Here is a 24,620-nt window from a genome sequence, read left to right on the forward strand (position 1 = left end):
AATGAATAATAACAGTTAATTGATACAATTTGTATCTCTTTTCATGATTTACTTTACGATACGGAACGTAGCATGTCAATAGTTTTTTCATGGTTTCAGATACGATGTGACATTTCGTAGCAATGAATGCAATTGTAAGCGTTTCGTATTAATATGGAGTTATAGCCTGTTAGGAGGAGAAATATGAATATTGGTGACCGTATTGCCAAACTGAGGGACGATCGGGGTTGGACACAAGAACAGACAGCGGGATTACTGGGAATCTCACGCGCAGCTTTATCCCATTATGAGAAAAACCGCCGCGAACCGGATACGGAAACACTATCTAAGTTTGCCGATTTATTCAAAGTTTCTGTCGACTTCCTTGTCGGAAGAACGAACGTGCCTCATATCACGTTGGACGAGCCTGTTCGTGAATTTGTTGACCAACTTGAGCTCTCCGAAGAAGACTTGCTTAGCAGACTTGCGCTTGCCATTGACGGGAAGAAATTATCGCTGGAAGAAACAAAACGTTTCGTCGCTTTCGTTCGTGCAGAGAGAAATATGAAATAACGCTTCCATTACATAGTAAAACCATAGTCCTCATCGACTATGGTTTTTATTGTTTATCTTATTTATTACTTTGTAGCGGCGGTAAGTCTGAGGGCCATTTAGAAAGATCAATTCCAAGTTGTTCCATTATGGTGCGTACATCCAACTGTAGAATCTCCTTTGTTGTCTGTGCTTCATTGTTCTGATCCTCAAAGTTTCTCATCATACCTCGGCTCCGACTCCTCTATTTATAATGAATCTAACGCCTTTTGCTAGGACATAGCTGCAACTCTGTTTACTCTAATTACCTGAACCTCACCCGTATTAAATATCTCTCTACATTTCGTTCTACTTGTCTTCACTAATTATATCCAACCTCATCCAAAAAGGATGTCGAAGGTTGTGGGACTTCTCTCACAATTAAAATCTTTTTTTGTCGATTGACGGTATATTTTTACTATTGGAGAGGGATTTTTTAACATTCGTTTACAAACAAAAAATAGACCACTCTATACGAATAGTGGTCTAAATTTAAATATTAATTTTTCCTATTTATTCCAGAAATTTAATAAAATCCAACGCGAATGTTGCGAACGGATGCGACAATATCAGAGGTCGATAATGTTGTAGTTTGATTGCATCCAATATTGATTTCCAGATTGACGGTGAAGCCGGCCTCTCTTGAATAGCTCAAAGGCTTATACGCTGCAATCGGCATCCATTGCGAGTTCTTATTCACATTGATGATGCGGACTTGGCCTGTTGTAATAGGCGTTGGATGCGCTGTGCTGGATTCGGAAATGTTGATAAACACGCTGAGTCCCCCCGGCAGCGTTTCGAGCACTTTCGAATCATAGGCGATGAAAACCCTGCTTTTGCCTGCCGGACTGTTTGCCCCTGTAAACCCTGCCATACTGAGCGTTACTCTGTTGAAATAATACTCTCCATTGGCTGCTAAAGTCCTGTTTGCCGTTTGGGTAAGGTTAACCTGCGTACCGCCATTAACGGACGAGGCCGCGATAACAAAATTCGCGCTGCTGCCTTGATTCGCCCCCGTTCCAATAGTTGCATTGCTTCCAATAACGACAGATGTCGAAGGGAAGTTGAAATAGTCCGTATTATTTACTTTGAAAACGGACGAAATGTCGTTAACTGTCGCCGTGAATGGCGCAGTTACATGATTTGCTTTATTTGAGTAAACAAGTTCATACGGGTAGTAATTAATGTCGAATTTGTTGTAACAGCATTTGTCATCTTGTACGATGCCGTTCAGTCCCGGCGTATTGTATGGTACGGTGTCATTTTTAAAGCGACCGTCCACCATCGTACAGTCGATCTTATTAAATGAAGAGTTAATCAACCTCACTTGCGCATAAGGACCCGTTAAACCAAATTGATTGTTGCTGTCGATTACGGTTCCTGTAATGCTCGATCCGTAAACGTTTGTAAATAATATGCCATCATAAACATTCTGCTGAATCTCGCAACCCGATAGATTCACATTCAGCGTATTGCTTGCTTCTAGCCCTGCATATCCCGGCGCGGTTTTACCATTCATGCAGATTTTTGTACCAACAATTCGAAAATTCCCACCGTCAAACGATACGCCTGATTTACCACATGTGCCAAAATGACAATTAGTCATTAAGCTATCCGATAAATTGCGCCCATAAAATCCATACCCGCCTATGACGTCCGTCATAATTCGGTCAATAATATAATCCAGTCCGCGACCGGTTAGATGAAAAGCATCCCCACCTATATTATAAATAACGAGGTCGTTAAAATGACACCGCGAAAACCAAGCGGTTCGTCCACCGTCAAAGTCGGCAAAGGCATGAATATTTACTCCGCCGCCATGAATATAAAACTTCTCGAAGAGAACGTAATCGCCCTTGAGGGAAAATAGACAACCCGTTGCACCTGTATAAGGCTGGATGACGGAACTGAATCCTTCACCGCGAACGGTAGCCCCTCTGTTTACATAGACCGTTTTTATCTTATAAGTGCCAGTCGGAAGATAAGCGAAGTTGTTCGCATCCAAACACGCTTGAAACGCAGCGGTATCATCGGTAAAGCCGTCACCTTTGGCACCATAGTTTAGTACATTCCCGCGTAAGCCGCCATCCGATGATGAATTGGACCAAGCCGCTTTCTCCGCATCGGTAACAAACCGATGCGTGGCATCTTCTGTTATCATTGTCGCCGGATGTGTGGCGGGATGCGTATAGTTATTTGCTCCGGCCGCAACACCGTCTAATTTCGCTTTATCCGATGCGGGCATTAGCCCTTTCGTATTTGGCGTAACGGTAGGTATAGCCGCATTGATCGTGACATTGGTTGAACCGTCAAAAGTAGTCGTACCTGTTACGTCTCCGTTAATGGCGATCGACCGTGCCGTTTGCAGCTTTTCTGCTTGATCGACGACGCCATCATTATCCGTATCATAAACGGAGCGCATCATATCGCCCTTTACGCTGTTCCAAGCTGCTTTCTCCGTATCGCTGACAAACCGGTGCGTGGCATCTTCTGTTATCATTGTCGCCGGATGTGTGGCCGGATGCGTATAGTTATTTGCTCCGGCCGCAACGCCGTCTAATTTTGCTTTATCCGATGCGGGCATTAGCCCTTTCGTATTCGGCGTGACGGTAGGTATAGCCGCATTGATCGTGACATTGGTTGAACCGTCAAAAGTAGTCGTACCTGTTACGTCTCCGTTAATGGCGATCGCCCGTGCCGTTTGCAGCTTCTCTGCTTGATCGACGACGCCGTCATTGTCCGTATCATAAACGGAGCGCATCATATCGCCTTTAACACTGTTCCAATCTGCTTTCTCCGCATCCGAAACAAAGCGATGTCCCGCATCTTCGGTAATCATCGTAGCCGGATGCGTTGCAGGATGTGTGTAATTGTTTGCCCCCGCAGCTACTCCATCCAGCTTTGTTTTGTCTGCTGCACTTAACAGTCCCTTGGCGTTTGATGTTGCGGTTGGGATCGTCGAAGAGATTGCCGTGTTCGCGGATCCGTCAAAAGCTGCACTTCCTGTCACATCGCCCGTTAACGAAATCGTTCTGGCAACCTGCAGTTTAGCGGCTTGGTCAACAATACCGTCCTTATTCACATCATAAACCGATTTAAGCATATCTCCGTCCTCGCTTGGCGGAGCAACATTGTTTGAAAGTCGTAAATAAGCGGCATTCTCAGGTGTTCCAGGCGTTCCTGCAGCTACATAGACATCGGAGAACTGTTCCATTGCAACCATCAACAAATCTACGTCCTTGTTCGTTGCAAGAAGCGTTTGCAGATAGGCTGGTATAATCCCATCCATAAAAACATCAAATTGCTGCAATCCTTCTTCCGGAAGTGTAGGGCCCGCATAGATTTGAGTTACTCCCATATTATCTACCTCCTCTATTAGTTGAGAATCAAACTATCAACGTATCATATGCGAGCATACAAGCATCTGTACTGAGCGCTTGACGGGACTTGTGTCCAACTTGTACTACGGATATGCACTTCATCATCGCGGCGTTGCCCAAACGCTAAAAAAGACCGATAACGGATTTCCCGTTATCGGTCTTTGGCTTCGAAGTATTAGTTACCGCCTACGCGAGCAAGCTCTTTCATGTTAGCTTCAAATGCGGCAAGAAGGGCATCATCGCCGGCAAGGCCGGTTTGTTCCATCTTCTCAATTTGCTCCAGCATCCGTTTGTAATCTTTCGGGATGATTTTGACAAATTTAGCCTTCGACGACTCCCAATCGGAGAGCAGCCGATCGCCGATCGCACTGCCTGTGTTCGCCACGTGGCGCTGGATCATGCCTTGCAGCTCAGCGGAGTCACGCGGATCCTCTACGCGCTCCAGAAGAACCATTTCGATGTTGCAGTGTTTGTAGAAATCGCCTGCTTCATCGAGGACATAAGCGACACCGCCCGACATACCGGCTGCGAAGTTACGGCCTGTGCCTCCGAGAATAACGACGCGGCCGCCTGTCATATACTCACAGCCGTGGTCGCCAACACCTTCGACGACAACTTTCACGCCGGAGTTACGAACTGCGAAGCGCTCGCCCGCGATACCGCGGATGTAAGCTTCGCCGCTTGTCGCGCCGTAGAAAGCCGTGTTGCCGATAATGACATTCTCTTCTGCCTTAAACGTTGCTTTCTTGGATGGAGCTACGATGACTTTACCGCCGGAAAGTCCTTTACCGACATAGTCATTGGAGTCGCCTTCCAAGGAAAGCGTGATCCCTTTCGGTACGAATGCGCCGAAGCTTTGACCGGCGGAGCCGACAAAGTGGAACGAAATCGTATCTTCAGGCAATCCTTTCGCGCCGTAACGGCGAGTTACTTCACTGCCTACAATCGTACCAACTACGCGGTTGATGTTCGTGATCGGCAGCGTTGCGCGAACTTGTTCACCGGTTTCGATCGCAGGCAATGCGAGCGGCAGCAATTGCTGCATATCCAGTGATTCGTGGAGTTTATGATCCTGCTCCTGCGTGCAGTAACGTGCCGCATCCTGCGGAACTTCCATCTGATGCAGAAGCGGTCTAAGGTCGATGCCTTTGAGCTTGTAGTGTTCGATAAGATCTTTCGTTTGCAAACGATCTACACGGCCGACCATTTCTTGAATCGTACGGAAGCCAAGCTCTGCCATAATCTCGCGCAGCTCTTGTGCTACGAACAGCATGTAGTTCGCTACGTGGCTAGGATCGCCCATGAACTTCGCGCGAAGCTCAGGGTTTTGCGTAGCTACGCCGACCGGACAAGTATCCAACTGGCAGACACGCATCATGATGCAGCCAAGGACAACAAGCGGTGCTGTCGAGAAGCCGTATTCTTCGGCGCCGAGAAGCGCTGCAATCGCAAGGTCGCGGCCGTTCATGATTTTGCCGTCTGTCTCAACAACTACGCGGTCACGCAGGTTATTGATCATCAGCGTTTGATGCGTTTCGGCAAGTCCAAGCTCCCAAGGCATGCCGGCGTGACGGATCGACGCAAGCGGCGAAGCGCCTGTTCCGCCATCGTAGCCGCTGACGAGGATAACATCTGCGCGGCCTTTGGCAACGCCGGCAGCAATCGTTCCTACGCCTGCTTCGGATACGAGCTTCACGTTAATACGTGCGCGAGGGTTGGCGTTCTTCAAATCATGGATAAGCTCAGCCAAGTCCTCAATGGAATAGATATCGTGATGCGGAGGCGGGGAAATTAGTCCTACGCCCGGTGTTGAACCGCGAACCTCGGCAACCCAAGGATAAACCTTGCGTCCCGGAAGCTGGCCGCCTTCGCCCGGCTTCGCGCCTTGCGCCATTTTAATTTGGATTTCGTCGGCATTAATCAAGTAGTTGCTCGTTACGCCGAAACGACCGGAAGCAACCTGCTTGATCGCACTGCGGCGGGAATCGCCGTTAGCATCCGGAATGTAACGCGCCGGATCTTCGCCGCCCTCGCCCGTATTGGATCTGCCGCCGATGCGGTTCATCGCAATAGCCAGTGCTTCATGCGCTTCTTTACTGATCGAACCGTATGACATCGCGCCGGTCTTGAAGCGTTTCACGATGGATTCGACGGATTCGACTTCGTCAATCGAAACAGGCGCTGCATCGTAGTTGAAATCAAGCAACGAACGCAGTGTCAGATGTTTCTTGTCTTCGCCTTGAACAAGCGCGGAGAACTTCTTGTAGAGCTTATAGTCATTCGAACGGGAAGCCATTTGCAGCGTATGAATCGTCTGCGGGCTGAACAAGTGATCTTCGCCGTCTTTGCGCCATTGATATTCGCCGCCGGAATCAAGCTCCTTCACACGGCCTTCCTGCTCTGCGAAAGCACGGTTATGATGCTTCAGCGTTTCGTCTGCGATAACGTCGAGACCGATGCCGCCGATACGTGTAGTCGTCCAAGTGAAGTACTCATCGACGAGCTCTTCCTTCAAGCCGACGGCTTCGAAAATTTGTGCGCCGCGGTACGATTGGATCGTCGAAATACCCATTTTGGATAGAATCTTAACGACGCCTTTCGTAGCTGCTTTAATGAAGTTCTTGACCGCTTTCTCATGCGTTACGCCTCTGAGCAGCCCTTGGCGGATCATATCGTCGAGCGTTTCGAACGCAAGATACGGATTCACGGCACTTACACCATATCCAAGCAGCAACGCAAAGTGATGCACTTCGCGCGGCTCGCCGGATTCCAGCAAGATGCTGACACGTGTACGCGTACCTTCGCGAATCAAATGGTGATGCAGGGACGAAACAGCGAGCAGCGACGGAATCGCCGCATTCTCGCGGTCTACGCCGCGGTCAGACAGAATAAGAATATTATGGCCTTTGCCAATTACGCGGTCAGCCGCTTCGCACATTTGCTTAATCGCAAAACGCAAGCCTGCTTCGCCTTCCGCTGCATTAAACAGCGTAGGGAGCGTAATGGATTTGAACCCCGGGCGGCGCACATGGCGCAGCTTCGCGAACTCTTCGTTCGACAATACCGGTGAAGCTAATTTAATATGACGGCAGCTTTCAGGCTCGGCATTGAGCAGATTGCGCTCAGGACCCAGTGTTGTCCCTGTAGCTGTAATAATTTCTTCGCGAATCGCGTCGATTGGCGGATTCGTAACTTGGGCGAACATTTGTTTAAAGTAGTTGAACAAACGCTGCGGACGCTCGGACAGAATCGCAAGCGGTGCATCGTAACCCATGGAAGCGATCGGCTCTACGCCGCTGCCTGCCATTGGCTCAAGTACTTTACGCAGATCTTCGAACGTGTAGCCGAATGCTTGCTGACGTTTCTCAACGGTTTCATGATCCGGTTCCGGAAGCTCGGGAGCATCTGGAAGCTCATCAAGACCGATAAGATGCTCATCAAGCCACTCGCGGTACGGGTTCTCCGCTGCGATTTGAGCTTTAACCTCTTCGTCCGATACGATGCGGCCTTCTTTGGTATCGACAAGCAGCATACGGCCTGGGCGAAGGCGATCTTTGTACAGGATATTCTCCGGATCGATCGGAACCGTTCCGGCTTCAGAACCAAGAATGATGACGTCATCCTTCGTTACATAATAACGGGCAGGACGTAGACCGTTACGGTCAAGAATTGCTCCGATTTGCGTGCCATCCGTAAATGCCATCGCTGCCGGGCCGTCCCACGGCTCCATCAAACAGCTGTGGTATTCGTAGAATGCTTTCTTCTCGTCGCTCATGCCTTCGTGGTTAGACCAAGGCTCCGGCACCATCATCATTGCCGCGTGCGGCAAGGAACGACCGGATAGGTAAAGGAATTCAAGCGTGTTATCAAACATCGCCGTATCCGATCCGTCCGGATTGATAATCGGTTTGATTTTGTCCAAATCGTCGCCGAACAGCTCCGAAGCTACCATCGTTTGACGGGCATGCATCCAGTTTACGTTACCGCGAAGCGTGTTGATCTCGCCGTTATGAATAAGATAACGGTATGGATGCGCGCGCTCCCAGCTCGGGAACGTGTTCGTGGAGAAACGGGAGTGAACAAGCGCGATAGCTGTTTCCATCGCTTCGTCGTTAAGCTCAACATAGAACGAACGAACCTGCTCTGTTGTCAGCATCCCTTTGTACACGATTTTCTTGCTGGACATGCTGGAGAAGTAGAAGCTGTCTGCGCCTTCAGCACCGGAGTAGCGAATCGCAATTTCCGCGCGTTTGCGAATGACATAGATTTTGCGTTCGAAAGCAAGCTCATCTTGAAGCTCGGCACTACGGCCGATGAACACTTGACGAACATACGGTTTAACCGATTTCGCCGAGTGGCCCAGCTTCTCATCATTCGTAGGAACGGTACGCCAGCCAAGCAGCGTCTGGCCTTCCTCGCGGATGATGGCTTCGAGCTCGCGCTCATGCTTCACGCGAATGTTCTCGTCTTGCGACAGGAACAGCATACCTACGGCATATTCGCCGTTTGCAGGCAATTCGACACCGAGCTCTCTGAGTTCACGCGAGAAGAAGCCATGCGGGATTTGCAAAAGAATCCCTGCTCCGTCTCCTGTGTTAGGCTCGCTGCCTTGACCGCCGCGATGCTCCATGTTCTCGAGCACCGTCAGCGCCTGCTGAATAATTGTGTGTGATTTAATTCCCTTGATGTTAGCCACAAAGCCCATTCCGCAGGCGTCTTTCTCAAATTGCGGATCGTATAGACCTTGCTTCGGCGGCAATCCTAAACGGTTCTCTTTCACTTGGATGCAACCTTTCTATGAGAAATTTTTAAATAAACGGATGGAATGGATTCTTATTCATGGAATCCGGCTTCATTTCGAAAGCGATATCGCTTAAAATGAAGGTGTACACGCAGTTTAATAAAAAGGTTGCGTTCCAATAATTCATCCCTTGAAAAAAGTTATTATATTATTTTAACATCAGTGCATTACGATATCAATTTAATATTTTTATTATTGCGATAAGCGTTCTTTACCACGTCACAGCATCAATTCAAAAAAATATCTGAAAATGGATACCACCAAATAAAACGCATAATTATGCAAAAGGATGTGGTGAATATGTATAGTAAATTCAGGAAATTGCCAAAATGGACGATCACGTTCACGGCTGCCGCTATGTTGGTTGGTGCAGCAGGTAACGGCGGTGCTTGGGCTTCCGCAGGAGCTTCATTTTCAACGCCTATTATGGCAGTTTCGGCAATCACCGCTCCGAAAGCAGAGGCTAATCAACCGCTGCGTATTGTTGCGGTTGGCGATTCATTGACGCTTGGCTATGAGTACGGCATGTCGGAAAGCTCCGTTCCTTACGGCTACGCAGACCGTGTGTACGAGCAGGCGCTTTATCACGGCCGTGCCGAGCTGCAAAATTACGGGATTCTTGGTTTGAAATCGCCCGGATTGCAAAAACTACTGGAAGCCGCTGCGGCGGGAACACATATAACGGCCGATCAACTTCAGCCGAATTTATCGACTTACCCTCTCGCAGAAGCGACCGTCTCGAAGAGCGAGCAGCTAAGCGAGGATCTGAAGACAGCGAATTTGATCTTGCTCACGATTGGCGGGAATGATTTTACGCCGATTTTCAACGACATCTTACAGGATGATATCAGTGCTTCGACGCTGCAAACTCGGTTAGATGCCTTATTGGCTGGTTATTATCCTTCATTAGAAGCATCGCTTCGCACCATACTTAAATTGAACCCGAAAGCTACGGTTGTGTTTGCCGACCAGTACCTGCCTGCGCCGAAGCCTTCCACGATTAATCAAACCATTACACAAGAACAATATGCGGTATTAACCAATGGTGTCGATAAATTGAAAAAGCAAACCGAAGCCATTGCCGCTAAGCTGACGCAAGAAGGCTACGATGTGCGAACCGTCGATGTATCGACTCCATTCCGCGGCAAAGAGCTCACGTACACCTCGATCCTCAAAGGTGACATTCATCCGAAGCAATCCGGTTACGACGTGATGGGAAGAGCTTTTGCCAAAGGGATCTGGGGCGACTATCGCGACCCTGAAGTGCTGGCAGCCGGATCGCCGCTTCGCGTGATCGTAAACGGGAAGTCGCTCAAAGGCGGCAATAAGCCGGTTCTGAAAAATAACACGACGTTCCTGCCGATGCGCGACGTAACGGCAGCATTGAATGCAACACTCGCTTGGGACGGCCCGACACGTACCGCTACCATTAAATCCGGAGACAGGGTCGTTGCCTTCACCATTGGCGCCGATACGATGAAAGTGAACGGTCAAACGGTACCGCTTGAAACGCCTGCTTACCTTCAGCAATCCGGCGGCACCTCGGTGACCTACCTGCCGCTCGCGGCATTGTCCAAAGGCCTTGGTTATCAGGTTATTTATCGCAAGCCGATTGCGACTGTGTTTATTCAGTCGTAGGGGTTGAAAAAGCACGAATTCACCGGGGTGGTGAATTCGTGCTTTTTTTGTTGGTGTGCGGCTGGGCCGCTGATTGCGGCGCGGCGTGGGGATTACGCCGCTTGCTGGGGCTGGTAAGCTGCTGGGGGAATTGCTATTGCTAGGGGAATTGCTCGTTGTGGATCTCCTGGTGAGCTACTTTTGAGGATAAGCTGGGGGATTGATCGTTGTGGATCTCCTGATGTACGCATGGCAACCCCTGTAGAGTAACCAGTACTGCTCTTTTGTCATTTTGGACGTTTACATGCTAATGTGCGGTAACTGGTACCTCTCTTGGACTAAAATGGTAAGTGTTAATCGAATGTACGGTAACGGATACCTCTCTGAGAGCTAATCATTGGTTGGATTCCAAGGTTATTAGATGAGGTGTTGCTCTAGGAGCTACTCTTGAGCCTAATCCAGCATTATATGATGAAGCGTTATTCTGGTGGTCACATTTACTGCTTAGCTGAAACCAGCATGATGGGATGATGCGTTACTTTCTGAGGCACTTTTGCGCTTAACATTGGTTAGATGAAGAAAGAGTAGCCCTGAGGGCTACTCTTTCGCTAATTTCACGTGAATTCGGGTAATGTGTTGCTCCGAGAGCCACTCATGCTAAAATTCCTCGGTTATTTGATGATGTGTGGCTCTGAGAGCTACGCCGTTGCCGCGAGTTCTGTTGTGTCGCGTTTGGTTTTGCGATGCAGCATGAGGAAGACGATTAGTGAAAGTGCTGCGAATACGACTGCAAAGCTTGCTGTGTGCAGCGCTTTGCTGCCTACAGTCAGCAGCTCGTTTCCTGTCACGATTTCGCGGAAAGCGCTGATGGTGTAAGTCATCGGCAGCCATGCGCTGATATGCTGCAGCCAGGATGGGATGAGCTCAGATGGATATGTTCCGGCACTGCCGGTCAGCTGCAGGATGAGCAGCATGACGGCAACAAAGCGCCCCGGCTGATCGAGCAAGGTAACAAGGAACTGCACGATCATCATGAAAGCGACACTTGCCAGCATCGACATGCCGATGAACGCGCCTAAGTGGTTGACCTTAAGGCCGATTCCGTAGAGCAGAATCGCGTCTGCAATTAAGGCTTGCACAACGCCAACTACGATAAAGAGCAATACTTTGCTGACGAACCAGCTCCAGCCGGAGCGTGGCTTCAGCCCTGTTTCGCGCATCGGGATGACCATTGTGGAGAGCAATGCGCCTACAAACAGGCCAAGTGACAAGAAGTACGGTGTGAAGCCCGTACCGTAGTTCGGCACTTCGGTCAACTTCTGTTCATCGACATGTACAGGATTCGCGAACATGTCGTACAGGGCATCGGTTCCGGTGATGCCCCCGGTTTGCTTCGCGGCATCGCCGAGCTTGCCCGACAGCTCGGCCGTGCCGCCTGCGAGCTGCTCCGCGCCGCTCGCAAGCGCGGCGGAGCCGCTGGCCAGCTTGCCGGAGCCCCCGGCAAGCTCGGCCGCACCGCGGCCAGCGGCGGCTGCGCCATCCGCCAGCTTCGCGGCACCGGCCGCTGCGCTCTCGGCGCCTGCGGCGAGCTTGGCGCCGCCTTGCTGCGCGGCTGCGAGCTGCGCGTGCAGCGCCGCTAGCCCTTGCTGCAGCTGCAGCTGGCCCTGCTGCAGCTGCGCGCCGCCGGCGGCAAGCTTCGCGCTGCCGCCGGAGAGCTCGGCTGCGCCCGCGGATACCGCGCGGGCTGCGCCGAGCAGCTCCTGCAGCGCGGGATCCTGCGCTGCATCCGGCGAAGCTGCGGCGGCATACGCCTCAAGCGCCGCCGACAGCTTCGCGGCTGCGCCGGCGAGCTGCGCACCGCCTTGCTCCGCCGAGGCAAGCCCGTCGGCCAGCTTCGCACCGGCCTCGGCGGCTTGCTTAGCTCCGCCGCCGAGCTGTGCGCCGGCAGCCTCGAGCTTGCCAAGCCCGGCTGCGAGCGCCGCCGAGCCATCCCGTACGGCGGCCGTTCCGGCCGCCAATTGACCGGCGCCGTTGCCAAGCGCCTTAACGCCTCCGGCGAGCTGCTCCGTCCCGGAAGCCAGCTTCGCTACGTTATCGCGCAGCAGCTTGGCACCCTTCTCCGCATCCGAAGCGCCGTCGTTCAGCTTGCCTGCGCCTTCGCTGGCTTGGACAATGCCGTCAGATGCATCGCCGATACTGTCGAAAACCGCCTCCGCATAGGCTTTTGTCACTTGCTGCGAAATTTCAGTTTGCAGCTTCTCGATCGCAGCTTGCCCGATTTTGGCCGCTAAGTAGTTGCCGCTATCGTTGGACACATAACGGATAGCAGCAGGCTGCGGCTTCTCATCCAGCAGCGTGGTCGCTTGCTTGGAGAAGGACGCGGGAATTTCAATCACATAATAGTAATCCCCGTCTTGGACGCCTTTCTCCGCTTCAGCCCGGCTCACGAAAGCCCAATCAAACTCCTTATTGACCTTCAATGCATCGACCAAATCCTGTCCGACAGCCAGCGGTTTTCCCTCAAACTGCGCGCCGGCATCCTCATTCACGACCGCCACCGGCAGTTCGCTCAGCTTCCCGTAAGGGTCCCAAAACGACCCAATCAACATCCCGCTGTACATAATCGGAATGAACAACACGCCTACAATCGGAATTAGGAGCTTTGGACTGCGTACAATCCGGCTAAATTCCCTGCCAAACAATGATAAACCTCGCATTGCGTTTTCCCCTCCAATTTCAGAATAAATGACCAATTTGGTATTTTGGTCAGTTTACTACAAAAAAAAAGGACTAGCCCACCTTCCCAACTAGCCATTGCCCTCGAATTAAACGTTTTCGAAGCCGCAGTCCGATTCTTCACCTACTCTGCATCAACACCTTACGAAGCAGTCTCAGCAAGCCATCCCCCTCGAACCATACCTTCTCTAAGCGTTACCCATTCTGCCATAACCCTCGAGCCCTAACATTTACAAATCCGCTTCATGACCTAGCTCTTACTTCACTCCAACACCTTCACGCAGCAAGCTCGTAAAATAAGCAGCAAGGTCTTCACGAGACAGCTGGTGACTTCTGATCCACTCGACGCCGATTGCTATATACAGCTTCAAGATCACAAAAGCAGTCAGCGCCGGATCAACCTCGCGCAGCTCGTTCTTCTCAATGGCAAGCTCGATCTCATGCTGGATAAAAGCTTGAATGGCTTGTTCAAGCCGTGCCGCTCCATCCTTCGCCATTGGCGTGCCCAGATCGCGAATCTCCTGAGACAATTTCACGATGAGTTCATGCTTCTCGCGAAACAGCAGCAGCTCGTGCAGGACTGCCGCTAAATTATCGAAGAAATTCCGCTCTCGGTCAATCGTGCGCTCCGCCAAGCTCCGAAGCTCGGCAGCCAGCTGCCCGATGATTTCATTAAACAAGTCTTCCTTCGTTGCAAAAAACGTATAAATCGTACCTTTGCCGACTGCAGCGATTTTGGAAACCAGCTCCATCGTCGTCGCTTTATACCCAAACATGGCAAACGATTTCCCTGCCGCCTCCACAATTTGCATTCTGCGGTCGACCGGTTTCTTCTGTTCCATTGCGCTGCAGCTTCCTTCTTCAACATGATATAGGTCATAATAGCACTTAGTGACCGAAAACGCAATCCGGTCATTCAGTCAGAAATGCATAAAAACTATTCAAATCACTCACTTAATCGCTCCAACCCTCACCCGAAAGCGCAACATCCTCCACATTACCCGCAGCTTCAAGCTCCTCGATTGTAAACAGAGCATGCAGCTTCAATCCTGCTTCCTCCAGTTTCTTGCGGCCATCCGGGTGCCGTTCGATGACACATACGACGTCCTCAACAATAGCCCCGGCTGCTCGCAGTTCTGCAACACTGAGCAGGATCTGTCCACCGGTTGTGACGACATCTTCCACAATACACACATTCTGACCTCGCACTTCCGCGCCTTCGGCGAGTTTGCATGTTCCATAGCTTTTCGCTTGCTTTCGCACGAAAGCCGCAGGGATATTCGTTTCCAGCGACAGTGCCGTCGCAACCGGAATACCGCCCATCTCGAGTCCTGCAAGCACATCGATGCCAATCGGAATACATAAGGCCAGTTCGCAGGCTATTGCGCCAAGCAAACGAGGGTTCGCTTCAAATAAATACTTGTCAAAATACGTCTCCGAAACTTGACCCGAACGCAGCGTAAAACTTCCCGACAAATGCGAGCTGTTATAAATCCCCTTCGCCAATTCGTTCCTATTCATACCGCATCCCCCTCCGGCCGCCTAAGCTGCTCTAGTCATTACTCTTCTCCCTGCTGCCAAGCTGCTCTCGCCTGATCTTACTTATACTCCTTCTCCAACTGCCTCAACTGCTCCAATCCCCGCTCCGCCCAGCGCTTCAGACGGTCGATCGCTTCGATCTCCGCAGCCACTGCCCGTGTTAACGATTCTTTGTACGACGGCACTTCTCCCGGATAAAGCCCGCTGATATCGCCGTAAGGTACATTCGTTTTCTCCGTGTAGCTCAGCGCTCTGCGTTCATGGAACATGGGTACATCGGGATTGTAGGGATTGTGCAAATCGCCCTGCTCCGGGTGCTTTAATACCGCCAGCACTTTAATCAATGCGCGCGGTCCGCCTGTTTCCATAACTTCCCCTGCATAATCGCCTGATTTATAGGTAAACGTTACGATAGAGCCTTGTTCCGGAATAAACCTTTGTTTTTGCTGCAATTGACAACCACTCCATTCTTGTCCGTATTCGCTACTTACGCGAACCGCCTAATTTTTAGCATAAAATAAGGATGCAATCATACGCAAGTCTTAATTCCAATCTTGTGCTTCAAAGGGAAAACAGCGTAATATGAGAAGGAGAGTTCTTAGGGATTCCTGAACCGGTAGAAGAAGCAGGTGAGAATGTGCGAAAAAAAAGAGTATTGCTCCTTTCCGAAGGGTTCGGTTCCGGGCATACCCAGGCGGCTTACGCGCTTGCGGTAGGCCTTCGTTCACTTGATTCTACAATTCAGACTCGCGTCATTGAGCTGGGCAATTTTCTTAACCCGGTCATCGGCCCGCTGATTGTATCCGCTTATCGCAAAACAGTGACTAAACAGCCGAAACTGCTCGGAAAGCTATACCGCAGACAATATAAAAAATCACTTAACCGATTCGCCCAGCTGGCGCTGCATCGTATTTTTTACACGCATACATCGCAGGTCATCGCCCAATTGAAGCCGGATCTGATCGTATGCACGCACCCCGTACCTAACGCGGTCGTTTCACGGCTGAAGAGGCTTGGGCTGCAAGTTCCGCTCTATACGCTCATTACCGATTATGATGCGCATGGCACATGGACAAGCTCCGAGGTGAACAAATATTTAGTCTCCACCAATGAGGTGAAGACCAAGCTGACCGACCGCGGAATCTCGCCGGGCCGAATCGAGGTTACCGGCATCCCGGTCCATCCGAACTTCTGGCAAACGCATGACAAATCGGAGCTGCAAGCCCAGTTTGATTTGAAGCCCTTGCCAACCGTCCTTATTATGGGCGGCGGCTGGGGGATTATGTACAGCGATGATTTGCTCAGCTACATGACCCGTTGGCGCGATAAAATTCAGCTGATCTATTGTGTAGGCAACAATGAGAAGGCCCGTGAACGAATGCTCGCAGACCCTAATTTTCAACATCCGAACATTAAGGTGCTTGGATTTACCAAAGAAATCAACAAGCTGATGGACGTATCCGACCTGCTGATTACGAAGCCCGGCGGCATGACATGTACGGAAGGCTTGAGCAAAAGCATCCCGATGCTGTTCTACGAACCGATTCCGGGACAAGAAGAAGTCAATTGCGAATACTTCGTTGCGAGCGGCTTTGGCGAGATGCTGATCTCCTCGGAAACGATCGATAAATGGTTCGCCCTTATTCAAGAGCCTTATACCTCCGGACAGCACCGGCTTGATCTTATAAATAAACGCAACCAACAATACAACCCCATGGAATGCTCCCGCGCCGTCCTGCAGTTTCTGCAGTGACGGTTTTTTCTGCCCGGCTCCGTTTCAGATTAGTGTCTAAGCTGGAACATCAACTTTGGAAACCAGGCGGTTATCCGACGATTCGTCAACGGCTGTTTAGCGACAATCAGCCGTGCTGTCCCAGCCCCTACCCTCTCCCAAACAAAAAACCGGAAAGGCTTCAAGCCCTTCCGGTTTTCAATTCATTACAGCACGCTTCCGCCAAACAAGAAGCGGTTTTCCCATTGTCCGCCTGCGATGTCGTTTGTGCGAACGCCGCCGGATTCCGTGGAATAGGTATGCAGGATTTGGCCATTGCCAAGATAGATGCCTACATGCGTAATCGTTTCAGTCGCTTTGTTGACGCCTGCATAGTTAGAAGCTTTCGAGCCTTTGTACGCCATGAAGAACATCAGGTCGCCGCGTTTCAATGAACGCCAATCGGATTTCGTTGCGCCTTTCGCTTTCACGTAGTCGCCTTGCTTACGCGAATCGGCAGGAAGCGTTAGGTTAGCGCCTTCGCGGAATGCCGTGCGTACGAAGTCGGAGCAATCGAATGTTTTAGTCGTATCGCGATCGGATCCGAACTCATAGGGCGTTCCCCAATATTTCATACCGGCTGCAATCGCGTTCTCGATTAATTGCGGTGCGTTCGGCGTCGTGCCGCCGCCTGTGCCTGAGCCGGGCTTCGTGCCGCTAGGCAGGGAGAAGCTTGCGCCAATCGATATGTATTGCTCACTGGAGCTGACATAACCTTTAACGCCATTCGAATCGGTTACGGCATACCATGCGCTGTTCGGCTGACCTGTAATAAGGACCGATTCACCCTTGCTCAGGTAGCGTAGACGTGTGCCTTCCGTGGAAGCGGATTTACGGAACGAAACGGATGAAACGATCGATGCGTTATAGATGATTTCAATATATTTATCGGAAGAAGAGACATAAGCGACCGTGCCGAAAACGTCTTGTACTTTGTACCAGCTCGCGTTCGTTTTCTCCAAGATGACAACGTTATCGCCCGCCTTCAAGTATTTATAGACGGTTGAAGATGTAGACGGTGCGCTGCGGAAACTGACACTGGATTGAATTTCTCCGACGACAGGTGCTGGAGCCGGTGAGGCGCCCATCACTGCTGGCATGACAAGCAAAGCAGTTAGAATCAGGACAAGTAACGATGCTGTAAACTTTTTCATGTTGATTGGATATCCTCCTCTTGTGATGGTCGTGCTGTAGGTGTTTCGACCCTAGTTTCAATTGTACGTGCGCGCGTAAGATGCATATATCGTCCACATGTCTCATTTGTCATCCTGCATACTAGTCGAATAGCACTAGCACCCGAACTTGAACACGCAAAAAAGACATCTCCTTCTCAGAGATGCCTTCCCTCGGACCCACACGATTCCTTAGTGAACGCTTCCTATCACCCCAAAGCGCTTCGGTCCTATATGAATGTCTAAAGTACTAATTTCTTCCTCGCCTTCTGCAATCATGTAAATTATTCCAATGCGGCTTTCGTATGATTGTATTGCTAATTCCCTTCCATTTCCGGAAGAAATGCATGGAGCTCCGATTCACTCTGGCTTTTCTTGGTAATCAGCATAAGGGTGTCGTAACGGTTTGGAGAATCGATGACGGACTGATAATCAAGCTTCCCGATCGACGAGAAAATAGCCACATCCCCTGTATGGTAGTACAGATATAAAGATGCCTCGTCCTCATTATACGAACAGAATGCGATTTGTTTGGATTCCACGGGTACGAGCATAACCAACGCCTCCCAAGTGTAGAATATCGCAAGGACATTACTATATATATCCAAATAGTAACCATAACAGCACTACAGTGAATCGATATCATTACAAAATATTATTTATCCCAAATACTTAATGGCCAGCAGCGCATCAATCGGCGCATGTTCCAAACCAAAGGCGTGAACAAATGCCGGATTTCGCTGATCATGCATGCCTTTCAGAATTGTAACTTCATAACCCAGCTGCTCCAGTTCTGCCGGTTCCCAGCCGCTGCGATGCGTTTGGAACTTCTCGCCATTCAGTCCGAAGTGATCCACATATTGCTGTGGGAAGAACCCTCGCGGCGTATAAATGACGACATGGTGCTTGGCGATCATCTCCGCCTTCTGCAGAAGCAAATGGGCATCATGCTTGGTGAAATGCTCGATGGAATCGATGAATGACACCGCCGAGAACGACTTGGGCACAAACAGCTTATGGATCTCCCTGGCATCCGCATTTAAAGGGATGATATGACTGGCATTCGTAGCCCGGTTAATCAGATAGGGCCGATGAATCTCAAGCGCGACAATAGATGCATAAGGGAAAGTGTCCAGCAGGACACAAGGCCCGCTTCCGATATCGAGTAAGCTCTCCCTATTCGTAAGCTTCTTATGAAGCATTGCATTGAAATCTCGGTCCGTTGTTTCGTATGCCACTTTTTATTACCTCCTTCGCCTGACAGCTCTTCTGTTAGTTTATGAGCATGTCCTTGCAACGTAACGGCACTTGTACATTTAAAAAAAAGCAGTCCCCGTACACCGATAGGCGCATAGGGACTGCTCTGACTACATCATTATGGTGCTAGTATCCGGAACCGGAGGCGGATAAGCCGGAACCGCAGGACACGCAAAATTTGGCGTTCAGTTCATTCTCGGTTTTGCATGTGTTGCAGATGACGACAATTTCGCCGACAGTCGTTTCATTCTTCGGTTCATCCCCCAGTGCAGATCCGCAATCCGGGCAGAACTTCGTATCCAGCGCGACCACTTTGCCGCAGCTGCACGTTTTCTCGAAACGAATCATCTTGATACGCTCTTCAAGCTGACCGATTTCTACTTGCAGCTCATCTACCTGTGAGCAGCAGTTGGTCACTTCATGCTCGGCAGAAGCCATGTCATGCGCTTGATGAGCACGGTAAACCGCCGCTCCGATGGTTGCATACACTTTATCGATTTCTCTTTCTTTACCGGAGATCTGCGCTTTCAATTTCGTAATTTCAACGGTTTGCTGTGCTTTCTTCGCCGCTTCCGATGCGCCTTGTTTAACTTTATCGAAAAAGGACATAAACGATCGACTCCTTCAACTATTCATCTACTATTGTCATTTTAACATAAACCGCCCTGAGAGGTCATGCACATCCAAAGACCTAATATACGACATAACCTTACACAGGCTATTACTATAGTTTATGTATCGGACAATTGCGGAAGAACAACAAATCACGCATCACGCAGCAAAAAAGCGGGCTTCGCCGAACGTAGTGTTCGAAAAAGCCCGCTAATGGGATTGAATTGATTGTAGCTTATTCAGCTGGGTACATACGCTCGCGAATCGCTTTAATTTCAGCGCTCTCGAGGTACTCATCGTAAGTCATCATACGATCGATTACACCGTTAGGCGTAATTTCGATAATGCGGTTCGCAATCGTTTGAACGAACTGATGGTCATGCGATGTGAAGATCAGCGTGCCGTCGAAATCGATCAAGCCGTTGTTAAGCGCGGTAATGGACTCGAGATCCAAATGGTTCGTCGGTTCGTCCATAAGCAGAACGTTCGAACTGGACAGCATCATTTTGGAGAGCATGCAGCGGACCTTCTCGCCCCCGGATAGGACGCTGGCTTTCTTAAGCGCCTCGTCACCGGAGAAGAGCATACGGCCAAGGAAGCCGCGGATGAAGCTCTCATCCTGATCCTTCGAATATTGGCGAAGCCAGTCGACAAGGTTCATCTCTACACCGTCGAAATATTCGGAGTTGTCTTTAGGGAAGTACGCTTGCGTCGTTGTAATCCCCCATTGGAATGAACCTGCGTCCGGTTCGATTTCACCCGTAAGCAATTGGAACAAGATCGTCTTAGGCAGGGTGTTCGGCCCGACAAGTGCGATCTTGTCGCCTTTGTTTACCGTGATCGTCAGGTTATCGATCAGATTCACGCCGTCAACGGTCTTCGTCAAGCCTTCAGTCAACAGCAATTGCTTGCCGGCTTCGCGCTCCGGCTTGAAGTTGATGAACGGATATTTACGGCTTGATGGACGAATGTCATCCAGGGAGATTTTATCAAGAAGCTTCTTACGGGAAGTCGCTTGCTTGGATTTGGATTTGTTCGCGCTGAAACGCTGAATGAACGCTTGCAGCTCTTTGATTTTGTCTTCCTTCTTCTTGTTGTTATCGCGCATGAGCGTCAGCGCCAATTGGCTGGACTCGTACCAGAAGTCGTAGTTGCCGACATACATCTGGATTTTACCGAAATCGATATCCGCAATGTGCGTACACACTTGGTTCAAGAAGTGACGGTCATGGGATACTACGATAACAGTGCCTTCATAGCGGGAGAGGAAATCCTCAAGCCAGCCGATGGATTGCATGTCGAGATGGTTGGTAGGCTCATCGAGCAGCAGAATGTTCGGGGAACCGAACAATGCTTGCGCCAAGAGCACGCGGACTTTCTCGTTGCCGGAAAGCTCAGCCATCTTCTTGTCATGCAGATCCGGCGTAATGCCAAGACCGTTCAGCATGCCTGCTGCTTCGGACTCCGCTTCCCAGCCGTTCATGTCCGCGAATTCCGCTTCCAATTCGCCCGCACGCATGCCGTCTTCATCGGTGAATTCCGCTTTCGCATAGATCGCGTCTTTCTCTTTCATTACTTCATAAAGCTTCTTGTGACCCATAATAACCGTTTCGAGTACGAGGAAATCATCGTATTCATAATGGTTCTGTTTCAGGACCGCATAGCGTTCACCCGGTGTAATATGAACCTCGCCGCTCGTTTGTTCCACTTCGCCGGAAAGAATCTTCAGAAACGTCGATTTGCCTGCGCCGTTTGCACCAATCAAGCCGTAGCAGTTGCCAGGCGTAAATTTGATATTTACATCTTCAAATAGCGCACGCTTACCGAATCGAAGCGTTATGCCGCTTGTACTAATCATTTTGCACAATCCCGTCCTTCACTAAAAGTTCTACTCATCACACCATTATAGCATAAAATCGCATATGATTGCCTACTTGTTATCATTTAATCGAACGGTTTCCCCGTGAGGGAGTATCATTACGGTTCCTCGCGCCAACGAGAGCCGCTTGCTCTCCGCCTCCAGCCGATCCAAGGCTTCGCGCGGTGTGTCATCCGCCAGTTTGTACGAGCCGTAATGCATCGGTACGAACCGCTTGGCACCTACATCGAGGAACGCTTGGAGCGCCTCCTCCGGCGTCACATGCTGCTGTCCCATGAACCATTCCGGTTCATAAGCGCCGATCGGCATCAGCGCGACGTCGATGTTAAAGCGGCTGCCAATCTCCTTAAATCCGTCGAAATACCCGCTGTCCCCGGCAAAATATACCGTTGGCGCCAGTTCCGATTCTATGATGAATCCGCCCCAGTGCGACGTGTTCGTGTCCGTCAGGGTGCGGCGCGTCCAATGCTGTGCCGGTACAAAGGTAAACGTAATGCCGCTAATCGTAGCCGATTGCCACCACTCCAGCTCGATTATGGAGGAAAAGCCTTTGCGTCGTAACTTAGCGGCCAATCCGACGGGTACGATCATCATTTTACTGCCTTTGAGCTGTTCGAGTGATTTCATATGAAGATGATCATAATGAGAATGAGAAATCAAGACGACATCGATTGGCGGCACATCTTGAACCGCGAGACCCGGAGGAGACAGACGGCGTTGCAACGCGAGCTTCTCGGCCCAGATCGGATCGGTAATGATGTTGAGCCCGGAATGCTGGATAAGAAATGTCGAGTGACCGATCCAAGTAAGCGATGGCTCAGCCGAATTGGAATGCAAATAAATTAAGTCCGGATCTGCGGTCGGAACGGCATAGGAATAGTCTTTCAGCTTCATTTTGCCGGCACGTTCCCGTCGCCATTGTCTGACTTCCTTGAACGTCTTGGGTGTCGCTTCCCGATTTAAATTTTCAAAGCGCATGGCTTGCTCACGTCTCCCGTCGTGTTGTCTCTTCCTGTCTGTCTCTATTGGCTGCATGATACAACCATTCTTTATTTCAAAGATACCAAGCTTAAATCGATTAAGCAAACAGCGTTCAGCGGTTTGAATCTCAATTGTGGATCCCTTGCCAAATGGTTTACAATATAGTCTAAGTATGAACGGGAATGGGGGAAAACCACATGAAATTACTTGGAATTGAACCGACGCCAAGTCCAAATACAATGAAATTGAATGTGAACGAGAAGCTTCCTGCCGGGCAACGCTTCAGCCTCGCGCTGAGCGATGCCGACGGCGCGGTTGAACCGCTGCGCAGCTTGCTTCGCATTGATGGCGTGCGCGGCTTGTTCCGCACGACGGATTTTATCGCGCTCGACCGGAAGCCGGGGGCGGACTGGGAGCGTATTCTGGCCGAGGCGCGGCGCATCCTGCAGAGCGGCGATGAGGCCGGCTCGGCCGAAGGCTCCGCCGAGGGCACGGGCGCAGCTGTGCCCGGCGCGGAGAGCTTCGGCGAGGCGCACGCGTTCGTGCAGCTGTATCGGGGCATCCCGATGCAGGTGCGCGTGCGCACGCCGGGCGGCGAAGCGCGTGCGGCGCTGCCCGCGCAGTTCACGGAGGCGGTGACGCGTGCAGCCGCCTCCTCGATGATTCGCGAGCGAATGCTGGAGGAGCTCGGGGTCCGCTACGGCGAGCCCGATGAAATTGCAGCGGAGCTCGTGAGGGAGCTTGAAGCCGCTTATCCGCAGGAGCGGCTGGAGGAGCTTATCGCGGCAGCGATCGCCCTAGGCGCCGCGCAGGGCGATGCGCCTGCGGCGCCGGCTGCGCGGCCAACGCCGCTGACGGCAGAGCAGCTCGCCGAGCGGCTCGCATCGCCGGAGTGGGGCGTGCGCTACGAGGCGCTCTCGCGCACGGCGCCGGAGCCGGCGATGCTCCCGCTGCTCGCCAAAGCCATAACCGACGACAACGTCTCCATCCGGAGACTGGCCGTCGTTTATCTCGGCGAGCTGCGCCTGCCGGAGGCGATGCCGCTCCTGATCGCGGCACTGCGCGACGCATCCGCGTCCGTGCGGCGCACCGCCGGCGACACGCTCTCGGATCTTGGCGACCCCGCCGCGATCCCGGCCATGATTGAAGCGCTCCGCGACCGCAACAAGCTCGTCCGCTGGCGGGCCGCCCGCTTCCTCTACGAGGTCGGCGACGACTCCGCGGCAGAGGCGCTGCAAGCAGCTGCGGCTGACCCGGAGTTCGAGGTCAGCCTGCAAGCGCGCATCGCCTTGGAACGCATCGAGCGCGGCGAGGAAGCTGCCGGATCCGTCTGGCAGCAGATGACGGCGCAAAGAACCAATCAATCAAACCACGATTAAAACATAAAGGGCTTCCTCTGACCATGATCCTCATTACAAGATCGCAGATAGGAAGCCCTTATTGGTTTGATTGTTAATCTATTTAGCATCATCGTCACGCTAGTCTCTACTCGTCATGCCTCATACTTACTCGCTATCGCGTCATCGGATACGCCTTTTCCCAGCTGTGATCCTGCCTCATGAAGCGATCGTTTTTCAAGAAATACGTATGGCTGACTTTACCCGGACGATCCGGAAGCGGATCATCCCAAGTCACATCCATGTGATGCCAGCCGTTATTCAAGCGAACCAAGTTCCACACATGACTGCCGGAATCGACCATGCCTTCCACGATTCTCGACTCAACACCTGCATGTGACAGCATCCGGTAGGCCAGCAGCGAGTACCCCTGACAGACTGCCGTACCGTTTTCAAGCGCATCCATCGCCGTATAGCGCTGCAGCGTCGTATCGTAAGCCACATGCTTCACAATCCAATCGTGGATGTAGGTCACCTTCTCGAGCGGATCCATTTTATCCGCCACAATCGAGGGCAGCGCTTGATTAATGAGTTGGTCCACGCGCCTGGTTTGCTCCGCTGTTTCACGGTAGGTAATGGTCAGCTTGATCTTGGCAGACGTCCCCCATGTACGAATCGTATAGAGATAAGAATCAACAATATAGGCAATATAATCGTTAGCCGCGAAGGTGTCGCGTATAAGCTCCGGAAATTGCTTCGACAGCTCCGTGCGATCCCCATCGTAGGAAATGGAGATTTCCGGCTTTTGCTCGAGCAGCTGCTCCAATATTTCCGATCTTAGCCCCGGAAGAGTCGTGCTCATCGAAGCCACCTGGGCGTTGCTCTCTGGATACTCCGAACCAAGCCCAATGAATAGAATCAAAGAGACGAAGGCCAATCGTATGATGAACCGGTGCATGTCCGTTTGA

The 24,620-nt window shown here is 51.1% G+C and carries 17 protein-coding genes; 4 read left to right on the forward strand and 13 right to left on the reverse strand.

Annotation, left to right across the window (positions count from 1 at the left end):
- The first annotated feature begins 183 nt into the window (after positions 1–183).
- Positions 184–552 (forward strand): helix-turn-helix domain-containing protein, encoded by a 369-nt coding sequence (locus tag I8J30_RS06790; RefSeq protein WP_210656598.1) that lies wholly within the window; start codon positions 184–186, stop codon positions 550–552.
- A gap of 544 nt (positions 553–1,096) precedes the next feature.
- On the opposite strand, the gene I8J30_RS06795 is transcribed toward I8J30_RS06790, so the two are convergent.
- Together I8J30_RS06795 and gltB are read right to left on the reverse strand one after the other, a co-directional pair.
- Positions 1,097–3,928, reverse strand: a complete 2,832-nt coding sequence (locus I8J30_RS06795) for a right-handed parallel beta-helix repeat-containing protein (protein WP_210656600.1) — start codon at positions 3,926–3,928, stop codon at positions 1,097–1,099.
- 197 nt (positions 3,929–4,125) lie between these two features.
- Positions 4,126–8,730: a glutamate synthase large subunit gene (gene gltB / locus I8J30_RS06800; protein ID WP_210656602.1), complete on the reverse strand. Its 4,605-nt coding sequence runs from the start codon at positions 8,728–8,730 to the stop codon at positions 4,126–4,128.
- Positions 8,731–9,051: 321 nt separating this feature from the next.
- Here gltB and I8J30_RS06805 point away from each other — a divergent pair, with 321 nt between their 5' ends.
- Positions 9,052–10,389, forward strand: coding sequence for an SGNH/GDSL hydrolase family protein (locus tag I8J30_RS06805; RefSeq protein ID WP_210656604.1), 1,338 nt, complete (start codon positions 9,052–9,054; stop codon positions 10,387–10,389).
- A 677-nt stretch (positions 10,390–11,066) separates the two neighbouring features.
- Here I8J30_RS06805 and I8J30_RS06810 read toward each other — a convergent pair.
- The 4 genes from I8J30_RS06810 to kapB form a co-directional block, all read right to left on the reverse strand.
- Complete coding sequence (locus I8J30_RS06810) at positions 11,067–13,085, reverse strand: YhgE/Pip domain-containing protein (protein WP_210656606.1); 2,019 nt, start codon at positions 13,083–13,085, stop codon at positions 11,067–11,069.
- A 276-nt stretch (positions 13,086–13,361) separates the two neighbouring features.
- Positions 13,362–13,946: a TetR/AcrR family transcriptional regulator gene (locus tag I8J30_RS06815; RefSeq protein WP_210656608.1), complete on the reverse strand. Its 585-nt coding sequence runs from the start codon at positions 13,944–13,946 to the stop codon at positions 13,362–13,364.
- 112 nt (positions 13,947–14,058) lie between these two features.
- Positions 14,059–14,625 carry an orotate phosphoribosyltransferase gene (pyrE, locus tag I8J30_RS06820; protein WP_210656610.1) on the reverse strand — a complete coding sequence of 189 codons (567 nt, stop codon included), beginning with the start codon at positions 14,623–14,625 and terminating at the stop codon, positions 14,059–14,061.
- Positions 14,626–14,702: 77 nt separating this feature from the next.
- Positions 14,703–15,095: a sporulation phosphorelay system protein KapB gene (kapB, locus tag I8J30_RS06825; RefSeq protein ID WP_210656612.1), complete on the reverse strand. Its 393-nt coding sequence runs from the start codon at positions 15,093–15,095 to the stop codon at positions 14,703–14,705.
- 185 nt (positions 15,096–15,280) lie between these two features.
- Here kapB and I8J30_RS06830 point away from each other — a divergent pair, with 185 nt between their 5' ends.
- Positions 15,281–16,396 (forward strand): MGDG synthase family glycosyltransferase, encoded by a 1,116-nt coding sequence (locus tag I8J30_RS06830; protein WP_210656614.1) that lies wholly within the window; start codon positions 15,281–15,283, stop codon positions 16,394–16,396.
- A 185-nt stretch (positions 16,397–16,581) separates the two neighbouring features.
- On the opposite strand, the gene I8J30_RS06835 is transcribed toward I8J30_RS06830, so the two are convergent.
- From I8J30_RS06835 to I8J30_RS06860, 6 genes are all read right to left on the reverse strand, one after another.
- Entirely contained in the window at positions 16,582–17,568 is a 987-nt protein-coding gene (locus I8J30_RS06835; protein WP_210656616.1) for a C40 family peptidase, read from the reverse strand.
- Between the two features lie 335 nt (positions 17,569–17,903).
- Entirely contained in the window at positions 17,904–18,140 is a 237-nt protein-coding gene (locus I8J30_RS06840; RefSeq protein WP_091221456.1) for a hypothetical protein, read from the reverse strand.
- A gap of 105 nt (positions 18,141–18,245) precedes the next feature.
- Entirely contained in the window at positions 18,246–18,824 is a 579-nt protein-coding gene (locus tag I8J30_RS06845; protein WP_210656618.1) for a class I SAM-dependent methyltransferase, read from the reverse strand.
- 145 nt (positions 18,825–18,969) lie between these two features.
- Positions 18,970–19,452: a zinc ribbon domain-containing protein gene (locus tag I8J30_RS06850; RefSeq protein ID WP_210656620.1), complete on the reverse strand. Its 483-nt coding sequence runs from the start codon at positions 19,450–19,452 to the stop codon at positions 18,970–18,972.
- 238 nt (positions 19,453–19,690) lie between these two features.
- Positions 19,691–21,313, reverse strand: coding sequence for an ABC-F family ATP-binding cassette domain-containing protein (locus I8J30_RS06855; protein ID WP_210656622.1), 1,623 nt, complete (start codon positions 21,311–21,313; stop codon positions 19,691–19,693).
- Positions 21,314–21,385: 72 nt separating this feature from the next.
- Positions 21,386–22,312, reverse strand: coding sequence for an MBL fold metallo-hydrolase (locus I8J30_RS06860; RefSeq protein ID WP_240547890.1), 927 nt, complete (start codon positions 22,310–22,312; stop codon positions 21,386–21,388).
- 200 nt (positions 22,313–22,512) lie between these two features.
- Between I8J30_RS06860 and I8J30_RS06865 the strand changes: the two genes are divergently transcribed.
- Complete coding sequence (locus I8J30_RS06865; RefSeq protein ID WP_210656625.1) at positions 22,513–23,694, forward strand: conserved virulence factor C family protein; 1,182 nt, start codon at positions 22,513–22,515, stop codon at positions 23,692–23,694.
- 133 nt (positions 23,695–23,827) lie between these two features.
- Here the strand turns inward: I8J30_RS06865 and I8J30_RS06870 are convergent, their stop codons facing one another.
- Positions 23,828–24,610: a transglutaminase domain-containing protein gene (locus I8J30_RS06870; protein ID WP_210656626.1), complete on the reverse strand. Its 783-nt coding sequence runs from the start codon at positions 24,608–24,610 to the stop codon at positions 23,828–23,830.
- Between the last annotated feature and the right edge of the window lie 10 nt (positions 24,611–24,620).

It is taken from the genome of Paenibacillus lignilyticus, assembly GCF_017942085.1.
GTDB classification, from domain to species: Bacteria; Bacillota; Bacilli; order Paenibacillales; family Paenibacillaceae; genus Paenibacillus_Z; species Paenibacillus_Z lignilyticus.